The 19,809-nt window shown below is 56.7% G+C and carries 17 protein-coding genes; 10 read left to right on the top strand and 7 right to left on the bottom strand.

The genetic code is table 11. The features are described 5' to 3' along the window. Positions 1-140 precede the first annotated feature (140 nt). Positions 141-1,427 (top strand): outer membrane beta-barrel protein, encoded by a 1,287-nt coding sequence (locus tag SH661x_RS22855; RefSeq protein WP_437226409.1) that lies wholly within the window; start codon positions 141-143, stop codon positions 1,425-1,427. A gap of 310 nt (positions 1,428-1,737) precedes the next feature. Here SH661x_RS22855 and rplT read toward each other — a convergent pair whose 3' ends face one another. Together rplT and rpmI are read right to left on the bottom strand one after the other, a co-directional pair. After that, complete coding sequence (gene rplT, locus SH661x_RS22850; protein ID WP_437226407.1) at positions 1,738-2,097, bottom strand: 50S ribosomal protein L20; 360 nt, start codon at positions 2,095-2,097, stop codon at positions 1,738-1,740. Positions 2,098-2,264: 167 nt separating this feature from the next. Next, entirely contained in the window at positions 2,265-2,468 is a 204-nt protein-coding gene (gene rpmI / locus SH661x_RS22845; protein WP_437226405.1) for a 50S ribosomal protein L35, read from the bottom strand. A gap of 491 nt (positions 2,469-2,959) precedes the next feature. Here rpmI and gap point away from each other — a divergent pair, with 491 nt between their 5' ends. The 6 genes from gap (at position 2,960) to SH661x_RS22815 (ending at position 8,119) form a co-directional block, all read left to right on the top strand. Further along, entirely contained in the window at positions 2,960-3,979 is a 1,020-nt protein-coding gene (gene gap / locus SH661x_RS22840; protein WP_437226403.1) for a type I glyceraldehyde-3-phosphate dehydrogenase, read from the top strand. A gap of 239 nt (positions 3,980-4,218) precedes the next feature. Further along, a complete protein-coding gene (gene rpe, locus SH661x_RS22835; protein ID WP_437226400.1) occupies positions 4,219-4,908 on the top strand; it encodes a ribulose-phosphate 3-epimerase in 690 nt (229 codons plus the stop codon). Positions 4,909-4,919: 11 nt separating this feature from the next. Beyond that, positions 4,920-5,480, top strand: coding sequence for a histidine phosphatase family protein (locus tag SH661x_RS22830; protein ID WP_437226398.1), 561 nt, complete (start codon positions 4,920-4,922; stop codon positions 5,478-5,480). Positions 5,481-5,704: 224 nt separating this feature from the next. Beyond that, positions 5,705-6,544, top strand: a complete 840-nt coding sequence (gene accD / locus SH661x_RS22825) for an acetyl-CoA carboxylase, carboxyltransferase subunit beta (protein WP_437231238.1) — start codon at positions 5,705-5,707, stop codon at positions 6,542-6,544. A gap of 160 nt (positions 6,545-6,704) precedes the next feature. Then, positions 6,705-7,580 carry a serine/threonine protein kinase gene (locus SH661x_RS22820; protein WP_437226397.1) on the top strand — a complete coding sequence of 292 codons (876 nt, stop codon included), beginning with the start codon at positions 6,705-6,707 and terminating at the stop codon, positions 7,578-7,580. A gap of 173 nt (positions 7,581-7,753) precedes the next feature. After that, positions 7,754-8,119: a hypothetical protein gene (locus SH661x_RS22815; RefSeq protein WP_437226395.1), complete on the top strand. Its 366-nt coding sequence runs from the start codon at positions 7,754-7,756 to the stop codon at positions 8,117-8,119. A gap of 48 nt (positions 8,120-8,167) precedes the next feature. On the opposite strand, the gene SH661x_RS22810 is transcribed toward SH661x_RS22815, so the two are convergent. From SH661x_RS22810 to SH661x_RS22800, 3 genes are all read right to left on the bottom strand, one after another. Further along, positions 8,168-8,491 (bottom strand): DUF6793 family protein, encoded by a 324-nt coding sequence (locus SH661x_RS22810; RefSeq protein WP_437226393.1) that lies wholly within the window; start codon positions 8,489-8,491, stop codon positions 8,168-8,170. A gap of 120 nt (positions 8,492-8,611) precedes the next feature. Next, complete coding sequence (locus SH661x_RS22805; protein ID WP_437226391.1) at positions 8,612-10,492, bottom strand: GspE/PulE family protein; 1,881 nt, start codon at positions 10,490-10,492, stop codon at positions 8,612-8,614. Between the two features lie 93 nt (positions 10,493-10,585). Next, a complete protein-coding gene (locus SH661x_RS22800; protein ID WP_437226389.1) occupies positions 10,586-11,764 on the bottom strand; it encodes a type IV pilus twitching motility protein PilT in 1,179 nt (392 codons plus the stop codon). 478 nt (positions 11,765-12,242) lie between these two features. Between SH661x_RS22800 and SH661x_RS22795 the strand changes: the two genes are divergently transcribed. The 3 genes from SH661x_RS22795 to SH661x_RS22785 all read left to right on the top strand — a co-directional run bounded on the left by SH661x_RS22795 (position 12,243) and on the right by SH661x_RS22785 (position 17,923). Further along, on the top strand, positions 12,243-15,386 hold the full coding sequence (locus tag SH661x_RS22795; RefSeq protein WP_437226387.1) for an inverse autotransporter beta domain-containing protein: 3,144 nt from the start codon (positions 12,243-12,245) through the stop codon (positions 15,384-15,386). A 316-nt stretch (positions 15,387-15,702) separates the two neighbouring features. Then, complete coding sequence (locus tag SH661x_RS22790; RefSeq protein ID WP_437226385.1) at positions 15,703-16,911, top strand: 2,3-bisphosphoglycerate-independent phosphoglycerate mutase; 1,209 nt, start codon at positions 15,703-15,705, stop codon at positions 16,909-16,911. Positions 16,912-17,176: 265 nt separating this feature from the next. Continuing rightward, entirely contained in the window at positions 17,177-17,923 is a 747-nt protein-coding gene (locus SH661x_RS22785) for a hypothetical protein (RefSeq protein ID WP_437226383.1), read from the top strand. Positions 17,924-17,944: 21 nt separating this feature from the next. Here SH661x_RS22785 and SH661x_RS22780 read toward each other — a convergent pair whose 3' ends face one another. Together SH661x_RS22780 and SH661x_RS22775 are read right to left on the bottom strand one after the other, a co-directional pair. Continuing rightward, positions 17,945-19,141 (bottom strand): rhomboid family intramembrane serine protease, encoded by a 1,197-nt coding sequence (locus SH661x_RS22780; protein ID WP_437226381.1) that lies wholly within the window; start codon positions 19,139-19,141, stop codon positions 17,945-17,947. Between the two features lie 144 nt (positions 19,142-19,285). Then, positions 19,286-19,807, bottom strand: a complete 522-nt coding sequence (locus SH661x_RS22775; protein WP_437226379.1) for a hypothetical protein — start codon at positions 19,805-19,807, stop codon at positions 19,286-19,288. Positions 19,808-19,809 lie beyond the last annotated feature (2 nt).

Genomic DNA, 19,809 nt, shown 5'->3' with positions numbered 1-19,809 from the left:
TGCGGCAGTTATTGCCGGAGCCGCCACCACGTCACAGGTGGCAAACACGAAGCGGACGCATAGCAGGGAAACGTTCGTCGGCACTGGGAAGTGGAGTGCTCCCGCGTCCCAAAAAGAAACAGTTCCTGGAGTGAACTTCAATGCAGAAACTCAAGACGAGAGATTGGTTGCTGTCCCTTGCAGCCATGCTTGGCGCAGCGTCGTCGACGTACGCCGAGGACAACCAGTATGTGCAGCGAGCCGATGCCATTTTCGGCTCGTCGGAACAGCCCCTCGTGCAGCAGATCGGACACGATGCCTGCGCGACCAGCTGTGACATCAACTGTGACGACGCCTGCGACGCATCAGGGTGCGGAAGCGGCTACCTGTTCGGACCAGATGAAGCTTATGACCTGGGCGACTCCCTGTTTGCTCCGGATTCCGGATGGGACATCGGCGGATGGACCAGCTGGGGATTCAGCACCGACAACGACGGTGTGTTCGCGACATACCCCGGCCACTTCCAGAACAACCAGACGAACATCTTCGTCGAAAAGGTTGCAGACGGCAGTGAAGGACTCGGGTTCGGGGGCCGTATCGACGTGATGTACGGTACCGACGCTACCAACACCCAGTCGTTCGGTAACCGCTTCGGCGTGTTCGACTTCAACGGTGCACAGTACGGGGTTTACGGCTGGGCCGTTCCTCAGCTGTACGCTGAAGTGGCTTATGACAAGCTGTCTGTGAAGGTCGGTCACTTCTACACGCTGCTCGGTTATCAGGTCGTTCCGGCAACCGGTAACTTCTTCTACAGCATTCCGTACACCTTCAACTTCGGTGAAGCGTTTACCCACACCGGTGCTCTGGCCACCTATCAGGCTTCTGACAACGTCACCCTGTACGGCGGTTACACCTTCGGATGGGATACTGGTTTCGATCAGTTGAACGGCGGAAGCAGCTTCCTGGGCGGTGCGAGCGTCGGGGTAACCGATGACGTCACCGTGACCTACATCTGCACCGCGGGTAACCTCGGGTGGATCGGTAACGGGTACTCACACTCGATCGTCATTGACTATGTCATCAACGATCGTTGGGAATACGTCTTCCAGAGCGACCTGGATGCGATCAACAACTCCCCGAACAATGCTGGACAGCAGTACAACGCCCTGGGCGTGAACCAGTACCTGTTCTACACCATCAACGACAACACCAAAGCTGGTGCACGCGTCGAATGGTGGAAAGCCAACGGCGTTTCGATGCAGGAAATGGCTTACGGTATCAACTACCGTCCGATGGCCAACCTGCTGCTGCGTCCTGAAGTCCGGTATAACTGGGCCAACGGCGTGCCGAACTTCCTGGCTGGCGGACTGCCACCCCCGAACAAGGCTTCTGCCGGGGACTACCTCAACAACTGCATGTTCATGATGGACGCTGTCGTGACCTTCTGATCAGGTCCGCTGCACACATCTGAAATGTCGCTGGCCGCCAGATCTTCTGGCGGCCAGTTTTGTTTTTGGGGTGTTGATCAGAGTACGCAGTGAGTGCGTTGGAGAATGCACTCGCTCACGCTTCGTGCTCGGACAAGTCACTGCAGTCGCTCGCACTCTGAGTCAGAGCATGCTGCGGGAGCAAGTGCATTCCGCGTTCTATTCACAAATGCACTCGCTGACGCTTCGTGCTCTGAAATGCTGTTGACTGCGCAGCAAAAAAGCCCGCCTGAGTGCAGGCGGGCTTTCGTTGAATCATACTCTGGCAGAATTACTTTTTGCCGAGAGCGGTCTTCACGGAGTTTGCGATTTCATCGAACACAGCTGGTTCGAAGATCGCAATTTCACTCAGCATCTTCCGGTTCAGGGTGATCCCTGCCAGATTCAGGCCGTGAATGAATTCCGAGTAACGCAGGCCGCGGGACATGCAGGCAGCATTGATACGGGTGACCCACAGAGCGCGGAATTCTCGCTTCTTCGCACGACGGTCGCGGAACGCGTAGGCACGTGCCCGGACAACGGACTCTGCAACTGTCCGCCACAGGCTGCTCCGCCCACCCCAGAAGCCTTTGGCTTCCCGGAAAATGCGATTTTTCTTTTTCCGCCGGGCTTTTCCGTATGAAACTCGCATGACTCGAATTCCTCTGACGCAGCGACAACACCGCTGCCTTGACTGATCACAACAGGATCAACCCGCAGGATTGATCCAGACAATAAACTGAATTCCGAAATTCTTTCCTCGCAGCGACGCAGCTGGCGTCCGGAGGAGAGAGTCGGAGAAAATTCTCTTCACCGCGACTAGAGACTGGGACGAACCGCTTCCACGATCATCCGGGCATTGGCGCCGCACACGATGCCGCCATTCCGCAGCTGGCGCTTCCGCTTACCGCTCTTCTTCCCGAGAATGTGACCGCGATTGGCAGCACGGTGTTTGGCTTTTTTGCCAGATCCCGTGACTTTGAACCGCTTGGCAATTCCCTTGTGTGTTTTTGCTTTAGGCATCACTTCACCATCTCTGCGAAAAAATCGAAGCGGGGAGTGTAGGCGAAACCTCGGTTCGAGTTCCAGTCCGCCGTGAGGGATTTTCAGACTCCCCGGCAGGGAACAGGGTGTCGGCTTCTTGTGTTTGCTGTAACCGTCGCTCTGGGAGTGGGTTGTGGAGGTTTGCGGCGTTTCCGTCCCGAGGGCTGGCCTGACACGAGTCCCATAGTAGTCGTGAATCGTTGGGGGCAGCTTGACTGGAACTGCTCCTGATTTGATCAAATTTGCGAGATTGTCTGGTGCGAGATCCACTTCCCATTCCTGCGGTTCGGTTGCGAACCCATCAACGTTCGTCCCCTGCCATCTCAATTCTGAGAGGAGACGTCCCCTGCTTGTCTGCAATCAGGTTCATTTGAGACCCTCTTCGCTGGCGGAGACGTTCGCGACGGGTACAATCTTTCGCTCACAAGAAGAATTCGTGACGTCTCACAAAAATTTTGGAGAATCAACTCGTGGCAGTGACAGTTGGAATTAATGGTTTCGGACGTATCGGTCGTATTTCTTTTCGCGCCATGATGGCTCGAGCTGGCGAGTTCGACATTGTCGCCATCAATGACCTGGGAGATCCGAAGGCTCTGGCAATGCTGTTGAAGTACGACAGCGTGCAGGGTCGTTTCCCCGGCGAAGTGAAGGCCGAAGGGGACTCCCTGGTCGTCAACGGGAAGAAGATCAAGGTTGTGGCTGAGAAAGACCCACGGAAGCTTCCGTGGAAAGAACTGGGTGTCAAAGTCGCCCTCGAGTCGACTGGTTTCTTCACCGGCCGTGCTTCGGGAGATAAGCCCGGATACGACAGCCACCTCGAAGCAGGTGCTTCCAAGGTTGTTCTGTCCGCTCCAGCTAAAGACAAGCCGGACCTCACCTGCGTGATGGGTGTCAACGACGATCAGCTGAAGCCTGAGTTCAAGTGCGTCTCGAACGCCAGCTGCACGACCAACTGTCTCGCGCCGGTTGCCAAGGTTCTGAACGAAACGTTCGGGATCGAGAAAGGTCTGATGACGACCGTTCACGCTTACACGAACGACCAGCGGGTCTCTGATCAGATTCACTCTGATCCGTACCGTGCTCGTGCAGCTGCTCTGAACATCATCCCGACTTCGACCGGTGCTGCCAAAGCAGTGGGTGAAGTGCTGCCGGACCTGAACGGCAAGCTGACCGGGATTTCGCTGCGAGTTCCGGTTCCGGCCGGAAGCGTGACCGACCTGGTCGCTGTGGTGAAGAAAGACGTGACTGCCAAGGACGTCAACGACGCGATCCGTGCTGCAGCAGAAGGCCCGCTGAAGGGGATTCTCGAGTACACCGAAGATCCGATCGTTTCCGCGGACATCATCGGCAACCCGCACAGCAGCATCTTCGCTGGTGCCTGGACCCAGGTGATCGGCGGCAACTTGCTGAAGATCCTGAGCTGGTACGACAACGAGTATGGTTACTCGAACCGTACTGCTGACCTGATTGCCAAAATGGCAAAGCTGTAACGCTGAGCGATCAGTCTGTTTGTTCCTCTGAGCCGTTTGCCGAGCAACTGCCGGCAAACGGCTTCTTCTCCATAACCAGAAGTCATGTTTGCAGAACAGGTTGCAATTTCCGTGTGTGACCGCTCGGTTTTCGGCTCGTGATTTGCCTCTGTCTGTCTGCAGATTTTTTGTTGAGTTGCAGGACAATCCGTACAATGTGACTGCCGATGCGAATCGGCTTTGAAGGTGGGCTTTCATCGATGTCGAACCTGCGTCCTTCCACCCCGCTCGTCGCTCCTTCCATGCTGAAGTGCGACTTCGGGAACCTTGAACGGGAGATCACCCGTTTGCAGGAGGCGGGCGCGAGAAGTTTGCATCTGGACGTCATGGACGGTCACTTCGTTCCGAATCTGACCTATGGCGCCGTGGTGATCGAGCGGATTCGCGAAAAGACGTCGCTGCCGCTCGATGCGCATCTGATGATCGATGATCCGATGCGGTGGGTGGATGATTACATCAAAGCCGGCTGCGACTGGATCACGGTTCATATTGAAGCCCTGAGCGACCCTGTTCCGGTCTTGCGAAAGATTCGGGACGCGGGGCGTCTGGCGGGGATTGCACTCAATCCGGAAACACCGGTGAGTGCCCTGAATCAATGCCGGGGCGAATGCGATGTCGTTCTGGTCATGAGTGTCCATCCGGGTTTCGGAGGACAAAAGTTTATTCCCAGTTCTCCGGACAAGATCAAAGAGGTCCGGGAGCTGTTTGGTACCGGCACGCTGATTTCTGTCGATGGCGGGATTGGTCCTCAGACCATCTCACTGGTCGCTGCAGCGGGCGCGGAAGTTTATGTTGCTGGAAGTTCGATCTTTGATCAGAGCTGCTACCGGACCGCCATCGAAGAGATGGAATCCCTGGCTGCAGCTGCTCGAACGAATCCGGCCGAGTGAATGGATGTAAAATGTCACAGTTTGTGGTTCGGCCTGGTGAGACGGACTTCGACGTCCAGGATCGGATTCAAGGTGCACTTGACCTTCCCATGAATGCCTGTGGGATCGCTCAGGTTGAAAAACTCGTCAGCCCATTGCGGGACGCAGATCTGGATTTGATCTATACGTCTCCCTCGGAACCTTCTCTCTCTGCAGCTCGCAAGCTCGGTCAGGAGCTGGACCTTCCCGTCAAAGTTCTGGACGGGCTGGCCAATTCGAACCTGGGGCTGTGGCAGGGACTTTCCCGTAGCGAGATTCGTCAGAAGCAGTCCCGAGTTTTCCGGCAGTGGGAAGACGCTCCCGAGTCGGTCTGCCCTCCATGTGGCGAATTGCCCGAGGAGCTGACTGAGCGGGTGGAGCGGGCACTCAAAAAGCCGGTCCGTCGTGGGGGATCGTTTGCCATCGTCGTCTCGGAACCGGTCGCCAGTCTGGTGGTCCGTCTTCTGAGCGGCGCCACGCAGGCTCCCGCAGGAGCGGAGACGCGGCCGGGAACCTGCTGCCGTGTGGAACTGCTCGACGCTGTCGCCCACTGAGGGGTGAGTGCCCGATTTTCGTCCGAAGTCTAATTGGACTCGACAAATCGGGCTGATGTTCAGAAGATGGACCGATTCCCGTCGCCCCCGATCGCGATGCAGTGGATGCTGCTGCAGTGCGAGATCTGATTTCCTATCGACGGGGACTTTGAATCGAGTAACTTGATCCTATGAGCACCGGTCCCGAGACAGTTCAACCCAGCGTGGTCAACCCGATTCCGGATATGCCAGAAGCCGGCAGCGGCCCCCGCAAAAAGCGGGGCGTCCCCGAGGGGTTGTGGCTTCGCTGTGAAGAGTGTTCCGCCACGATTTTTCGAAAGCATCTGGAGAAGAATTTCCGGATGTGTCCGGAGTGCGGTCACCACTTCTACGTTTCTGCCAAAGTCCGGATTCAGCAGCTGCTCGACGAAGAAAGCTTCGAAGAACGCTTCAGCGAACTGGCTCCGGTCGACCCGCTGACGTTTGTCGACAAGAAACCGTACAAGGATCGTCTGGCCGAAGAGCAGAAGAAGACCTCGCTGAAGGAAGCCTGCGTGGTCGGCCGGGGATACCTGCGTGGACGCCCGCTGCTGCTGGCGTTGACCGATTCCGCGTTCATCATGGGGAGCATGGGGTCCGTGGTCGGTGAGAAGCTGACCCGGATTATCGAAGAAGCGACTCAGTCGATGCTGCCGCTCGTGATCGTCAGCGGATCCGGCGGGGGAGCACGCATGCACGAAGGGATCTTCTCCCTGATGCAGATGGGCAAAGTCTCCGCAGCGCTCGGTCGTTTTCACGAAGCAGGCGGACTGTTTATTTCCGTCCTGACCAACCCGACGATGGGGGGAGTGGCCGCCAGCTTTGCTTCGCTGGGAGATGTCATTATCGCAGAGCCCAAGGCCCTGATCGGATTCGCCGGTCCGCGTGTCGTCAGCCAGACCATCAAGCAGCCGCTGCCGGATGATTTTCAGACCAGTGAATTCCTGCTGGAACATGGGTTCGTCGACCGCATCGTCAGTCGCGAAGAGCTGAGAAGCGAGATCGCCCGCATCATCGATTACTGCGGAACATCTCGCGGACATTAAAGTCATTGAAAATGAGTTTGAAACGCAGAGTCCACTGAGTTCGCAGAGAATGAAGATGGGATTCTCTTGAAATTTCTCTGCGTCCTTTGCGATCTCCGCGTTTCAAAATCCTTTTGCAAGTTGAACAGGAATTTCAGTTTTCACCCTGGCGGTACCGGCGATGAGTTTCCTGCAACGACTTTTCTCAGGCGGCCGACCCGCGAAGGTCGATATCGAGCGCCGGTTTCAGCTGCAGAACCGCGTCGGGCAGGGAAGTATGTCGAAGGTCTGGAAGGCCATCGATACCAAGACCGGTCGCACGGTCGCTGTGAAAGTGCTGGATAAAGCCAAGACTCTGCGGCTCGAACAACGGTTCATCGGAATGAACCGTCCCAGCGAAGGGGTCATGGCCACGGTCATGAACCACGAAAACGTCGTGCGGACGCTCGAACACGGCCTGACCACCCAGGATGAGCAGTACCTGGTCATGGAGTTCGTGGAAGGAAGCAGTCTGAGTTATCTGGTCGATGTCCAGAACGAGCGAATGAAGACCTATTGTCTTTCATACTGCGTCCAGATCGGCGAGGCGCTGGATTACCTGCACGTCAACGACTGGATTCACCGCGACCTGTGCCCGCGGAACATCCTCGTCACGAACGACAACATCATCAAGTTGATCGACTTCGGTTTGATGGTCCCCAACACCCCGGAGTTCCGGAAGCCGGGCAACCGGACCGGGACCGCTGCCTATATGGCCCCCGAGCTGATCAAGCGACTGCCGACCGACCAGCGGATCGACATTTTCTCCTACGCGATGACCTGCTTCGAAATGTTCACCCGGCAGTATCCCTGGCCCTCGGCGGACACCATGGAAGCAGTGCTGCAGCATGTGAATACTCCCCCCAAGGATATCCGGAAGCTGATTCCGGATCTGGATCAGCAGGTCGCTGAGACCATTATGAAGGGGCTGGAGCGGGACCCGGATCAGCGGTGGCGGACGACCCGTCGCATGGTCAATGAACTGCGTGATGCCGCGAATCGGCTGGCCCGGGAGTAGTCCGTAACCCGCCCGCTGGCGAGTTGAACGGGCGCTTGAATTCCAGTTGCGTTCGTCAGTCTCCTGGCGACAAATTTCCGCTTCTGAAATTACCTATGCCAACTAGCTGTCATGGCTGTGGCGATAACACTCACATCCAGGTCCAAAGTGATCGACGCAGGAGTGAGTGTTTTATGATCAGTGAAATTCGGATCCACCCCGGCCATGAATCCCCGGTCGAGTCCAGCTCCTCAGGACGGCGGGAACTTCCTCTGATGTGTCCGCACTGTCAGCAGTCGATCAATCTCGTGACGGGATTGTGTGGAAATCGGCTCATTGACGCAATACTGCTGCAATCCGAGAGAATCGGGACCGAACTTGAGTGCGGGCGCTGCGGGCTGCGATTCGTCTTTCATCGCACGGGGTCGGGATTCGTTCCGCGACAGACGACTCCCAATCGCGAAAGCATTGCCGGCCACCCTGCCCGAGCGGGGGAAACGGTGTCGTCCCGACTGGGAAGTCTGCCGCAACAGATGGGAGACTTTGGGCCACGCACGTGAAGTGAGTGGCTCTGCGGGAACGTGAAGTTGATCGTGCAGGTGCCGGCTTTACCAGCCCAGTGACATGTTTGTTTCGATGGTCTTCTGGGCTTCATGCAGGTCGACGCCGGTCTCGTGCATGTAAAGCCGGATGGCGTGCACTTTGTCTCCAGAGGCCTTGGATAGGCAGTCGCGAGCGGTGTCGCAGGGATCGCTGACACTTTCCAGTCCCAGCAATCTCTTGGAGATGACCCAGACATCGCGGGGGCGTTTGGTGACCCGGGTGATCTCTTCCTCGGGGTAATGCTCGTGGGCGAACTCGCGGGCCTGATCGTCACTTTCTGCCCAGCCGATCATGATGTGGGCACTGGTTTCGATTTCAAATAACGGCATGCCTGTCACTCCTCTCACATGATTTCAGTCATTGAGAACTATTCGCGATTTCGCCGGATCAGTAAAGACGGCGTCGTCCCGAGGCTGAACTTCCCCAGAGCTGCGTCTTTTGATCCGAACCTATTTCACCACGCGTCGAATCTCGTCGACGGAAGTGACGCCACGTACTACAAGTCTAAGCCCTTCTTCAGCCATGTACAACATGCCATCTTTACGGGCTTCGTTGCGGATGGCCGACATCGCTGCATTGTCGCGCACGAGGTCTTTCATCCGTTCATTCAAATACAGGAATTCGTACACACCGACGCGGCCGTGATAACCGGTTCCTCCGCACTTGGTGCAGGGGTTGTCGCCCGCGGGAGGCTGATAGAACTCCTTGATCTTGCCGGCAGGCAGTCCGACCTGTTTAAGCAGCTCTGCCGTCGGGGCGTAGGGCTGTCGGCACTGCATGCAGAGACGACGGGCCAGTCGCTGAGCGAGGATGGCTGAGATTGCTGTCGAGAGCATGAACGGCTCGACCTTCAGGTCGAGAATTCGGTAAAGCGCCGTGATAGAATCATTGGCATGGACCGTGGAAAACACCATGTGACCGGTGTTCGCGGCCTGACAGGCGATCTTGGCGGTCTCTTCATCTCGAATTTCCCCGATCATCACAACGTCCGGATCCTGTCGCAGAATACTGCGCAGTGACTGGGCGAATGTGGTTCCCCCCTTGGTGTTGATTTCAATCTGCGTCACGTTGGGCATCTTGTATTCAACAGGGTCTTCGACCGTGATGATGTTCTTCTCGAACGCGTCCAGCTCGTTGATGGCCGTATACAGCGTGGTGGACTTACCGGCTCCGGTCGGTCCGCAGACGAGCAGCAGCCCGTGCGGCTGATTGATGACCTCGATGAGTTTATCCTGAACAACTTTCCGCATCCCCAGCTGCGCCATTTTGTTGACCGAGTTGGACTGGTCCAGGATACGCATACTGACCTTTTCGCCGTGACGCGTTCCCTGGGAAGCGACACGGAAATCGATCTCCCGGTTCTCCACAACCGCTGCAAAACTTCCGTCCTGAGACCGGCGGCGTTCGGTGATGTCCATGGCACACAACACCTTGATGATGTTGGTAACAGCATCGCCGGTGGCCTTGTCGAAGGATTCCGCAGGGAACATCACCCCGTCGATACGCAGACGCACTGCAAGTTCCGATTCCTTCGGCTCCAGGTGGATGTCGGTCGCGCGACGCAGAAGAGCGTCGTAAACGAGTTCCTTGGCGGCGACATACCCTTTGGAGGCTTCCACCTGCTTGGAGCGGCTGACATCCTTCTGGCCGGTGCGTGACTTGCCCAGGAACGTAATCGGCGGACCGGTGGTCGGGTCGACACGATCCTTACGGGCCAGATTGATCCCGACTTTCGCCAGCTGCCGGCGGGACCAGCCTTCCAGATGGGCAGGCGTCATCACACGACGGCTTTCCGGGACCTGCAGGTTCCGCTCCCAGACATACAGTCCCAGCGGGCAGCCGATTGCCAGAGCCAGTCCTCCCACGCTGACAGGAAACGTCGGCATCAGGAGACCTGCAAGGATTGCCAGGACACCGCCTCCCAGCATCCAGCTGTTCCAGAATTCAGGTCGCACCTTCAGTCCCCGGCTGTCTTCGTGGACCCAGTTCGCGTAGTACAGCCAGAATGCGAAGACGCCGATCATCAGGACAATCTTCCAGTCGGCGAGATATCGACCCGCCTCGGGAACAGCATTGACGTGCAGTTTTGGATGGTCCGGACGTGAGGGGACGGTATTCCCCCGCATGAACGGATCGAGCGTCAGGGGGTATTTGCCAAAACTCGTCCCTGAAGAAGTCGGGGGAGGAGCGGAAGCGGGCGCTGCAGTTCCTGTGGGTGGAGGAGTTCCCTGTGCGAAAACGCTCTCTGCCGACGAGGCAGTCAGCATGATCGTCATTGCAGCCACAAGGATGATCGATGCGAATTGAGTCGAGGGGAGAGAGTGTTTCACGGGGTTTCCCGAATTGAATTCAATCTGTTGTGAGCCCGAACTGTCTGCGACCCATGCGATGGGAACCTTTCGGTTTCCACCGCTGCGGCAATGCTACAGAATCGCTGGAGCCTTCACCTGAATGCCCTTGAGCATCATCTTGAGTTCTTCCACGTTTGGAGAAATTTCAAAAGCGTCTGCCCGTGCGATCAACTCACGCTGGACGAAGGAGTACAGCGAGTCGTTGAACACCTGCATTCCTTCATCCTTGCCGATGCGGATGGCGGAAGCGAGTTTTTCGTCCATGGTTTCCTGCACGAGTTTGCGGACCGTGGCGTTGAAGAGCATGATTTCCACGATCGGGACGCGGCTGGGTTTGTCGACGATCGTCTTGAGAAGTTTCTGTCCGACGATCGCCTTCATGTTCATGGACATACTGGCACGGATGGCGCTGTGCATGTTCTGCGGGAACAGGTCCAGAATACGCTGAATGGTTCCCGGAGCTCCGGAAGCGTGAATCGTTCCGTACACCAGGTGACCGGTCTCGGCCGCGTGAATCGCGGTTTCGAAGGTTTCCTGGTCACGCATTTCACCCACGAGGATGATGTCGGGGTCTTCTCGCACCGCGTGTTTCATCGCGACGTGGAAGTCGACGACGTCCATACCGATTTCACGCTGATTGATCAGACACTTGTCCGCGGTGTACACGAATTCGATCGGGTCTTCGATCGTCAGGATGTGCTTGCGATAGGTTCTGTTGATCCAGTTGAGCATCGACGCGATGGTCGTCGACTTTCCGGATCCGGTCACCCCTGCCAGCAGCACCATTCCCTGGTCATATTTGCACAGGTCTTCCATGATGGGGGGAAGATAAAGTCCTTCGAAAGGAGGAATCGACTGTTCCACCTTTCGCGCGACCATTCCGGGCTTGCCCAGCTGCTTGAAGAGATTCACACGGAATCGCCAGTTCTTCCCTTCGTACGGGACAATGTGGGCGAAGTCGGCTCCGCCGTCATTCTCCATGATCCGCTTGTTGCGGTCGTCCATGGCCTCATAGAACATCGCCCAGAGCGTCTCGGCACTCAGGGGGGGCATGCTCAGTTCCCGGATTTCCCCTTTGACCCGCAGCATGGCGGGCTTGTCGGTCTGCAGGTGCAGGTCGGACGCCCCATGTTTGATCTGGAGCCGGAACAGCTTGTTGATTTCGGGTTCCGGTTTGTTTTTGTCAATGACGGGGGGGCCAGCGATTTCCGCCGGCGCCGCTGGTGCGGCGGGCTTGGAATGTGATGACATAAACGTTGTCCTGAAAATGAAGCGTGCAAGGCCGCTGGTACATCAAGCCGGTGCAGCGACTCCCGAATGATCGTCGTTGCAATTTCAGTGTAACAACGTTCAGGGCTGCTTCAAAATGCTGGGCCACCCGGGCTGTTGGCTCTCCTGTCACAAATTGGAGGAGCCAAGAGCCCGGAGTCGAGAGTCCAGAGCCAGAAGTCAGGAGGAATTCCAGCAAATCTCCTGCTCTCGACTCCGGGCTCTCCGCCACGGGCTTCCAGCAACGTGCACCGGACGGGGAGATCTCCCATCAAATCGACGTTTTGACACGGCGGATTCTGCCGGACTTGAGCCAAAATTCTGATTTTTCGTCCGATTTCGGTATTGCATCGACCAGATTCCGCCCCTCCGTCTTGTCGGATCGGGCCGGGTGGCGTTACTAAACCGCCTCCTCCCCACATGGCGGTTCCGTCATCCTTTCAATCGAATCTCGCCTGCAATGAGAAATCTCCTCAAATTCCGCCCGGTCAATTCCAACGGCGTTCGAACCCCGCTGCGGCGATTCCTGCAGGCCAGCGGGCTGTGCGCCTGTCTATCCGCTTCGACTCTGGGGCTCGCCCAGGAGTTTCCGGACGAGAAGCCGGCTGAAAAGAAGACAGAAGCCACCAAGTCCTTCGTCTTTCCTGAGGACGAATCCGGGACGCTGTCGTTCCCGGACGTGGAGTCGAATTTCGTCGACCGCACCATGATCCCGAACAACGACAAGGTCGATCGCGCCAGCGGCATCGACGGTCGGATCGGATTCATCGGACTGCCGGCGTTCGGTCGTGATCACAGTATCGTGCCGGTCGAGCTGTTCCCCTACCTGCAGATGAACAATCAGATTCTCTTCGGAGACTTCCGGGGATTCATCAACACCGAAGGGAAAGTGGGCGGAAACGCGGGGGTCGGATTCCGATTCATCGAGCCCAGTGAAATGGCCCTGTTCGGGATCAACGGCTTCTATGATTCAGACGATTCCACTGGTCGATCGTTCCAGCAGCTCTCAGTCGGATGGGAAGCCCGCATGGAGATGGCCGGACTGTTCGGAAACGTCTACATGCCTGTGAGCACCACGGAAAAAACACTCTCCCAGACAATCATCAACGAACGATTCAACGAGCACAACATTCTCTTCGACGTCCGGAACCGGATCGGGAAGGCAATGACCGGTCTGGATATTAACTTTCAGGCATACCTGCCGGGGGACTTCATGAAATCCCACCAGGTGCAGGCGAGTGCGGGATGGTACCACTTCCAGGGTGGTGCGGAAGTCGCCGACATCAACGGTTACAAGCTTCAGCTGCAGGGAAACATTGTCCCGGCAATCGGAACGCTGACATCCGTGACTCACGACAATACTTATGGGACCAATTTCAACATTGGCGTCTTCTGGCAGTTCGGAACCCGGGAACTGCCGGGAACGAGTCTGCAGGGACAGCTGCGGCGGTTCGTCGATCGTAACTACAACGTGATTCTCGCGAAGAGCACCAAGATTGACGCGGGCGTCGTTGCTCAGAATCCGGATGGAACCGTCCTGATCGTGCAGCATGTCGGACAGAATACCGGCGGGCCCGGCACAGGGACTGTGGACGATCCATTCACTTCCATCACCGCTGCCCAGGGTGCTGCACAGTCTCCGAATCTGATTTACATGCACAGCGGGACGGTTGTGAGCGATACTGTCGTTCTACAGGACGGACAGACTCTTCTGGGTGAAGGGACCGCCTTCCGGATGCGGGACGACCGCTATGGCTGGTTCCATGTTCCCGGAGGATCGTCAACCGGGGCAACTCCCCGGATTGAGGGCTCTGCCGGTGACGCTGTCACGATGGGAAACAACACGACCATCGCGGGGATTTCCATTGTCGATTCGCAGGGCCGCGGAATCGTGGCTCAGGATAAAAACAATGTTCGCATCAGCAACGTGAAGGTCGAAAACTCGACTGGAGATGGGGTTTATCTGGATGGAATCACCGGAAGCTCGGTTTCCAACCTGACTGTCAGCGGCAGCGGCGGGAACGGCCTCTCCATCATCGACATCGACGACGTGCTCAACCTGGACAACATCTATGTTGAAGACACGACCGGGTACGGAATTCACATTGATGGCGGTCTCGGCAGCATCTCATTCGAGGATGACGTGATCATTCGCCGGACAGCGATGGCTGCCCTGAAAATCGAAAACATGGAACGCCTGGAAGAGGTGGATGACAAAGGGACCACCACGACAACGGATGACGTGACCACCATCACCCCGAGCGTGATCACCTTTGAGAAACTGGTGATTCGCAACGCGGGCGGCACCTACGGGGGTGGGATTGAATCCAATGACAACGGAGGCCTGATCGGCTTTGGGGCGGTCGACATCCAGACTCAAGGGGCAGCCGCCATTCATTCACGCGACGACAACGCACTGCTCGTCAGTAACGGGTATCTCAACACCATCGGAGCTCCGGTGGCGGACATCGAAGATTCGTCCGTCAGTATCTCGCTCACTGAAATCAAGGCAGATGGCGGGGCTGTCGGTCTGAGACTGGTCGACACGACAGGCAGCTTCCTGGTGTTCGGCGACGGCAGTACCGTCAGCAGCGGCGGATTCATCAAAAATACCGATGTGGCTGTCCTGATGGAGAATGCCGGCACCGTCGGGTTTCAGTCCGTCGACTTCACCGACAACGGCAAGATGGCTGAAGTGGATGGGGGAGCAGCGCTCATTATTGCCGGCTCCAAAGTCACTGGCACGACCGACATGCTGATTGATGCCAAGAACCTGACGCAGCTGCAGGTGTATCAGTCGGACTTCGAAAACAATCCTCTCAGTTCGAATCTCGGAATCCGCTATGTCGTCGACAAGGTCGGAACCTATTCCGCATCGGTCAGCAACAATCTGGTGACGAACATGCCCGGGACGTTCTTCACCGCAGAGACTCTGGCGGGAGGGGAAACCTCGTCTTTGACCTATGCGTTCCGCAACAATGCGGTTCAGCTCAGCTCCGCAGGAGGAATCGCTGCCAAGATGGACTGGACGGGAAGTGTCCTGGCCTATGCCATGAACAACACGATCGCTGGAAGTCAGACCGGACAGACTGCCATCCAGCTGCGTACAGGAAGCGGCACAGCTCTGGGGCAGATCTACGCCAATCAGAACCTGATCACATTGACCGGGGTGAATTCCATCGGGATCGATCTCGAGACGCAAGCTCCCGCCAACGTGATTGCTGACGCCAACGAGATCAACATGAACGGGATGAATCAGACCGCCATTCGGGCATTGCTCGGAAAAGCCTCTGCGGTGGCGATGGCCAGCAATATCATCAAGGATAATGCGGGAGGAGGGACCGGGATCCTGTTCACCTCGATCGAAGACGGGTCGCAGATTGCCCTCGACAATAACAAGATCGACCTGTCCCAGTTCAATACCTTCGTAGATCGCGGAATTGTGGTTGCTGCGTTCACCGCAGCGGACGGAGACCCCCCACTGGTGACGTTCTTCTCCACCGCCAGCAACACCATCACCGGAGCGACCACGACCTATTCCTTCCCCGCCAGCGGAGGTCGAGGCCGGGTAATCATCAACGATACGCCGGTAATCTTCCCGTAATCAATTCCTGAAGATCTGCCTGTGTGAATATTCAAACCGCAGCAGCAATCATGGATCGAAATTCCCACGTCGCAGGCCTCTGGCAGACCCTGCGACGTGATTGCAGATGCTCTTGCAGCTTTCAGCAGGACACCGGCCGTAGCTGGTCTTTTCAGCTGGAAAAATCCGCTCGCAGCCGCAGCTTTGTTGTGAATTCCCGGCTCTGCTCGCCCCATCCCCAGCGAGTTGCTAAATTGTCGACGGAAAACTTATGGCAGAAACTGGGCGGTTTGTATCCCCCTGATTGCCGTCCCTCGACAATCAATTTGAGTGACTGATGAGCGAAATTCACACGCTGACAAAAGAACTGCAGAAGAAGAATGATTCGAAAATTGTCCTGCTGGTCGCTGACGGACTGGGCGGGCTTCCACTGGCACCGGGTGGAAAAACCGAACTGGAAACCGCCAACACTCCCAACCTGAACGCACTGGCACAGCGGGGCACGCTGGGGCTGAGCACCCCCGTCATTCCGGGGATCACACCGGGGAGCGGTCCCGGACATCTGGGATTGTTTGGATACGATCCGCTGGAGTTTCAGATCGGTCGCGGCGTGCTGGAGGCACTGGGGATCGATTTCGACCTCGGGCCGAACGATGTCGCAATCCGGGGCAACTTTTGCACGCTCGACGAGAAGGGATTGATTTCCGATCGTCGCGCCGGACGAATTTCTTCTGAAGCAGCTGCTCCTCTGTGCGAGAAGCTGAACAAGATCAAGATTCCAGGCGTGGAAGTCTTCGTACAGCACGTCAAGGAATACCGGCTGGTTGTCGTGTTCCGCGCCGCTGGCCTGGGTGGGAATGTCGACGACACCGATCCGCAATCGACCGGGGTTGCTCCTCTGGATCCGGTGGCCCGGGATGAAGCCTCCGCCAAGACTGTCGAAGTGGCCAAGGAATTCCTGCGGCAGGCTCGCGAAGTTCTGAAGAACGATGCCCCCGCGAACTTCCTGATGCTCCGCGGAATCGCCAAGCGTCCGCCGATCCCGACTTTCGAAGAATGCTACGGCACAAAGGCTGGCGCGATTGCCGTCTATCCGATGTATCGCGGTCTCGCGCGGTTGGTGAGCATGGATGTGCTGGATGCCGGCCAGACCATCGGCGATCAGTGTGCCCGCCTGAAGCAGGCCTGGAACGACTACGACTTCTTCTTCATCCACTTCAAGTACACCGATTCCACCGGAGAAGACGGCAACTTCGACGCCAAGGTCAAACGGATTGAAGAGCTGGACGCTGCGATTCCTGCGATCACCGCTCTGAACCCGACCGTGTTGATCGTCACCGGCGACCACAGTACCCCCAGCAAGATGAAGTCGCACAGCTGGCATCCGGTCCCGACGATGATTGTCGCTGATCGCTGTCGCTTCGATGGAAGTGAAGCATTCGGGGAATCGAACTGCCGCCTGGGCGGTCTGGGTCAGTTCCCGGCCAAGTACCTGACGCCGCTGGCCCTGGCTCACGCCGACCGGCTGGAGAAGTTTGGCGCATAATCAAGTCGGCGAGCGGGAGGCTTCGGTCTCCCGTTTCCAGCTGTTTGTGTTGCAATGAAAAGAGTCGAAACGCAGAGGTCGCCAAGGACACAGAGAAGAACACCGGGAATCTCTTTTTTCTCTGCGTTCTCCGAGAACTCTGCGTTTCAAATGAGTTCCACAGTTTTTTGTTCTTCGGTTCGGGATCGGTTGATCCCGGACCGAAGTTCAAGCGTTCACGATGGTGAATCAATCGGCCCCAGAGAAATCTCGACAGAGAGAAAACATGGCGAATACCAAGTCCACCATCACCGTTGATCCCGATGCAGTCGCCAAGGCTCCCCAGGTCGACAAAGGGGTGATCCTGGTCTCTTACCCCAAGATCGTCTTCATGTACCCGTCGTGGTTTGTGTCGATCGCGGCGGGGATTTTTCTCTATCTGTTCGGCCGCGAGGTCGACAACGCCAACGTCAACGCGATCGCCTCTCATTTCTGGAGCTGGACATTCCTGATCGTGCTGGCGCTCAATCTGGTGGTGCTGTCGTTCGACTTTCCCCGCTCGACATCACTTCTGCTATTCGCGGTGATTACGGCACTGGTGCTGGGGTTCTTTCTATTGATTGTCTACAGCCCGAATCTGCTGCCGCATCTGCATCGCTGGATTCTCTCAATGCATCCGGTCGCGAACTCTACGTTCTTCCTTCTGTACGCCACGGTCATGGGGGGGATCTATCTGACGGTCTTCTTCACAGCTAGGCTCGACTACTGGGAAGTCCGTCCGAACGAGCTGCTGCATCACCACGGAGTCCTGAGTGACCTGGAACGGTTCTCTTCGCCCAACCTGCGGATCGATAAAGAAATCAACGACATCTTTGAGTTCGTGCTGCTCCGCTCTGGGCGATTGATTCTGCATCCCAGCAACGAACGCCGCGCGATCGTGCTGGACAATGTCTTCTTTATCAACAAGAAAGAAGAAGCGATCACCAAACTGCTGGGAGCCCTGCAGGTGCAGGTGCGGGATCCGAATGCCTGAGTCGGGCGTGTCCCTTCAGTTTCAGAAGTGATCTCGGGGTGCGATCTCAACCACCCCGTCGTCGATCTGTCTCTGAGCTTCAGCCTGAACTTTCAGGTAATCGTTTTTCTGGTCGGGCAGTAAAGAGTTCACGTCAATCTTTGTCAGCTGCCGCAGAGCTTCGCGCGGGCGATGAAGTTCGCTGACGAGAATTGATGCGAGGAAGAGTCGGATCTTGTTTTCCGGCTGTTGGCTGCGGGGCAGATAACACTCCTCGATCGTCCAGGCTGCTTCCGGGTAGAGCCGATCCTTGGCCAGGCCGCGAATGAGTGTCCGAAGGTCGGCGGGACGAGGTTCGTCCCCGGTTGCTCGACAACGCTTCAGCTGCATTAAGACCTGATGCGCAGCTTTGAAGTTTCCGGCGCTGATATGTGCGAGAAGTTTTCGGTTCAGTTCCTCGGGGGTTTGTTTCTGCCGCTGGGCGGTCTTGAGCGCCGACCGGTCCTGGTGTCGAATCTCCGGAGCAGAGGTGAGCAGGGCGTTGGCTTTGACGTCCCGTTTCCAGACAGTGAACAGGTCTCCGTCTTCGCAGTCGACCCAGCCCTTTCGCAGCATGACAATTGCGAAGGCAGCACCGATGGCAGCTCCGCTCAGGTGGACGACGGCACTACCCATTCGGAATCCCGAACTCACCGCGAGGAATGTTTCGAGAATCAGAAAGACGAGCGAGACCCACAGGACTGACACCTCCACGGTTCCGGCGTGATGTCTCCCGAAGCGGTTGAACCAGACCATTTCAAAATTGTTCATGGGAGCCCAAATGAGTGAAATGGCCATCAACGCATAAATCGCTGCGGAATTCCCTTTTTCACCTCCATCGAAGTTTCCAGAGTGGCCCGGCGATAGCTTCATCCAGAGTCCGACGGAGAGGCAGACCGCGAAGTAGAATGACAGGAATCGCAGAGTTCCGATCTTTCCTTCCACGATCAGTCCGAACGACCAGAGAAAAATCAAATTGCCGATCAGGTGACCGACACCAATGTGGAAGAAGGTTGAAGATACCCAGACATCCGGCCCGAAACCGGTGTTGGAGTGTGGTCCCCATGCCTCGGGATGCCTCGCTCCATTTGTCGCCACAAAAACGGCGACGTAGGCGATCAACAGAAGCACCGTTCCGATGGGGCGGTGATACAGGGGTGCATCGGTACCAATCGGGAATAGCACGTTGGTGTTCCGCATCAGGAAGCAAAAGTCATTTCAGCATGCTTTCCGGGAACGTTTCCGTCTGTCTGATGGATCAGAAATTATGCAGATTTTGACGCAGATTCGTTTTTATGAAGTTCGACGCGGTCAGTACTACATAAATTTAATGCCAATGTTGTTTCACGGCACTGTTTGTGAGGGGCGTCGTCTCACTGTCTGCACAACGACCAGGCTCGCCAGCAGTATTGCTCCTGCAATTCCCCACCAACGGATGCTGGTGATGGCAAAGAAAATGGTGGCGTTCAGGATAATGAAGGCCATGAAACCCTGGATTGACCAGGTGATCCATCCGGGGCGTGTCCGGTATCGCTGCAGACCCGTCCACCACCAGAGGACGTCGATTCCCCACACAATCATAAAGGCATAATTGAAGTAGATCCCTGCCCCGTAACGCATGCCCACTGTTTCCGCTGTTCGCTGGGCGGTGACTTCATAAGCGTGCGTGTGGCTCCAGTGGTGCACATAATGAAATGCGGCTGCCAGATGCAGCAGGAAAAATAAATAGCCGATCGTCCAGAGCCAGCGTGCCCGCCGCTGCTGTGAGGTCGTCTCCCATGCTGTGATCTGCAGAATCAGGCTGAGCAGGTAACAGACCATGGAGATCCGCACCAGCCAGATCGTCAGCAGTTCCCCCTTGCTCATTT

This window comes from Planctomicrobium stercoris, from assembly GCF_051465655.1.
Classification (GTDB): Bacteria; Planctomycetota; Planctomycetia; order Planctomycetales; family Planctomycetaceae; genus Planctomicrobium.
Note: the sequence above shows the minus strand (reverse complement) of the source record. Positions and strands in the feature narration are given on the sequence as shown.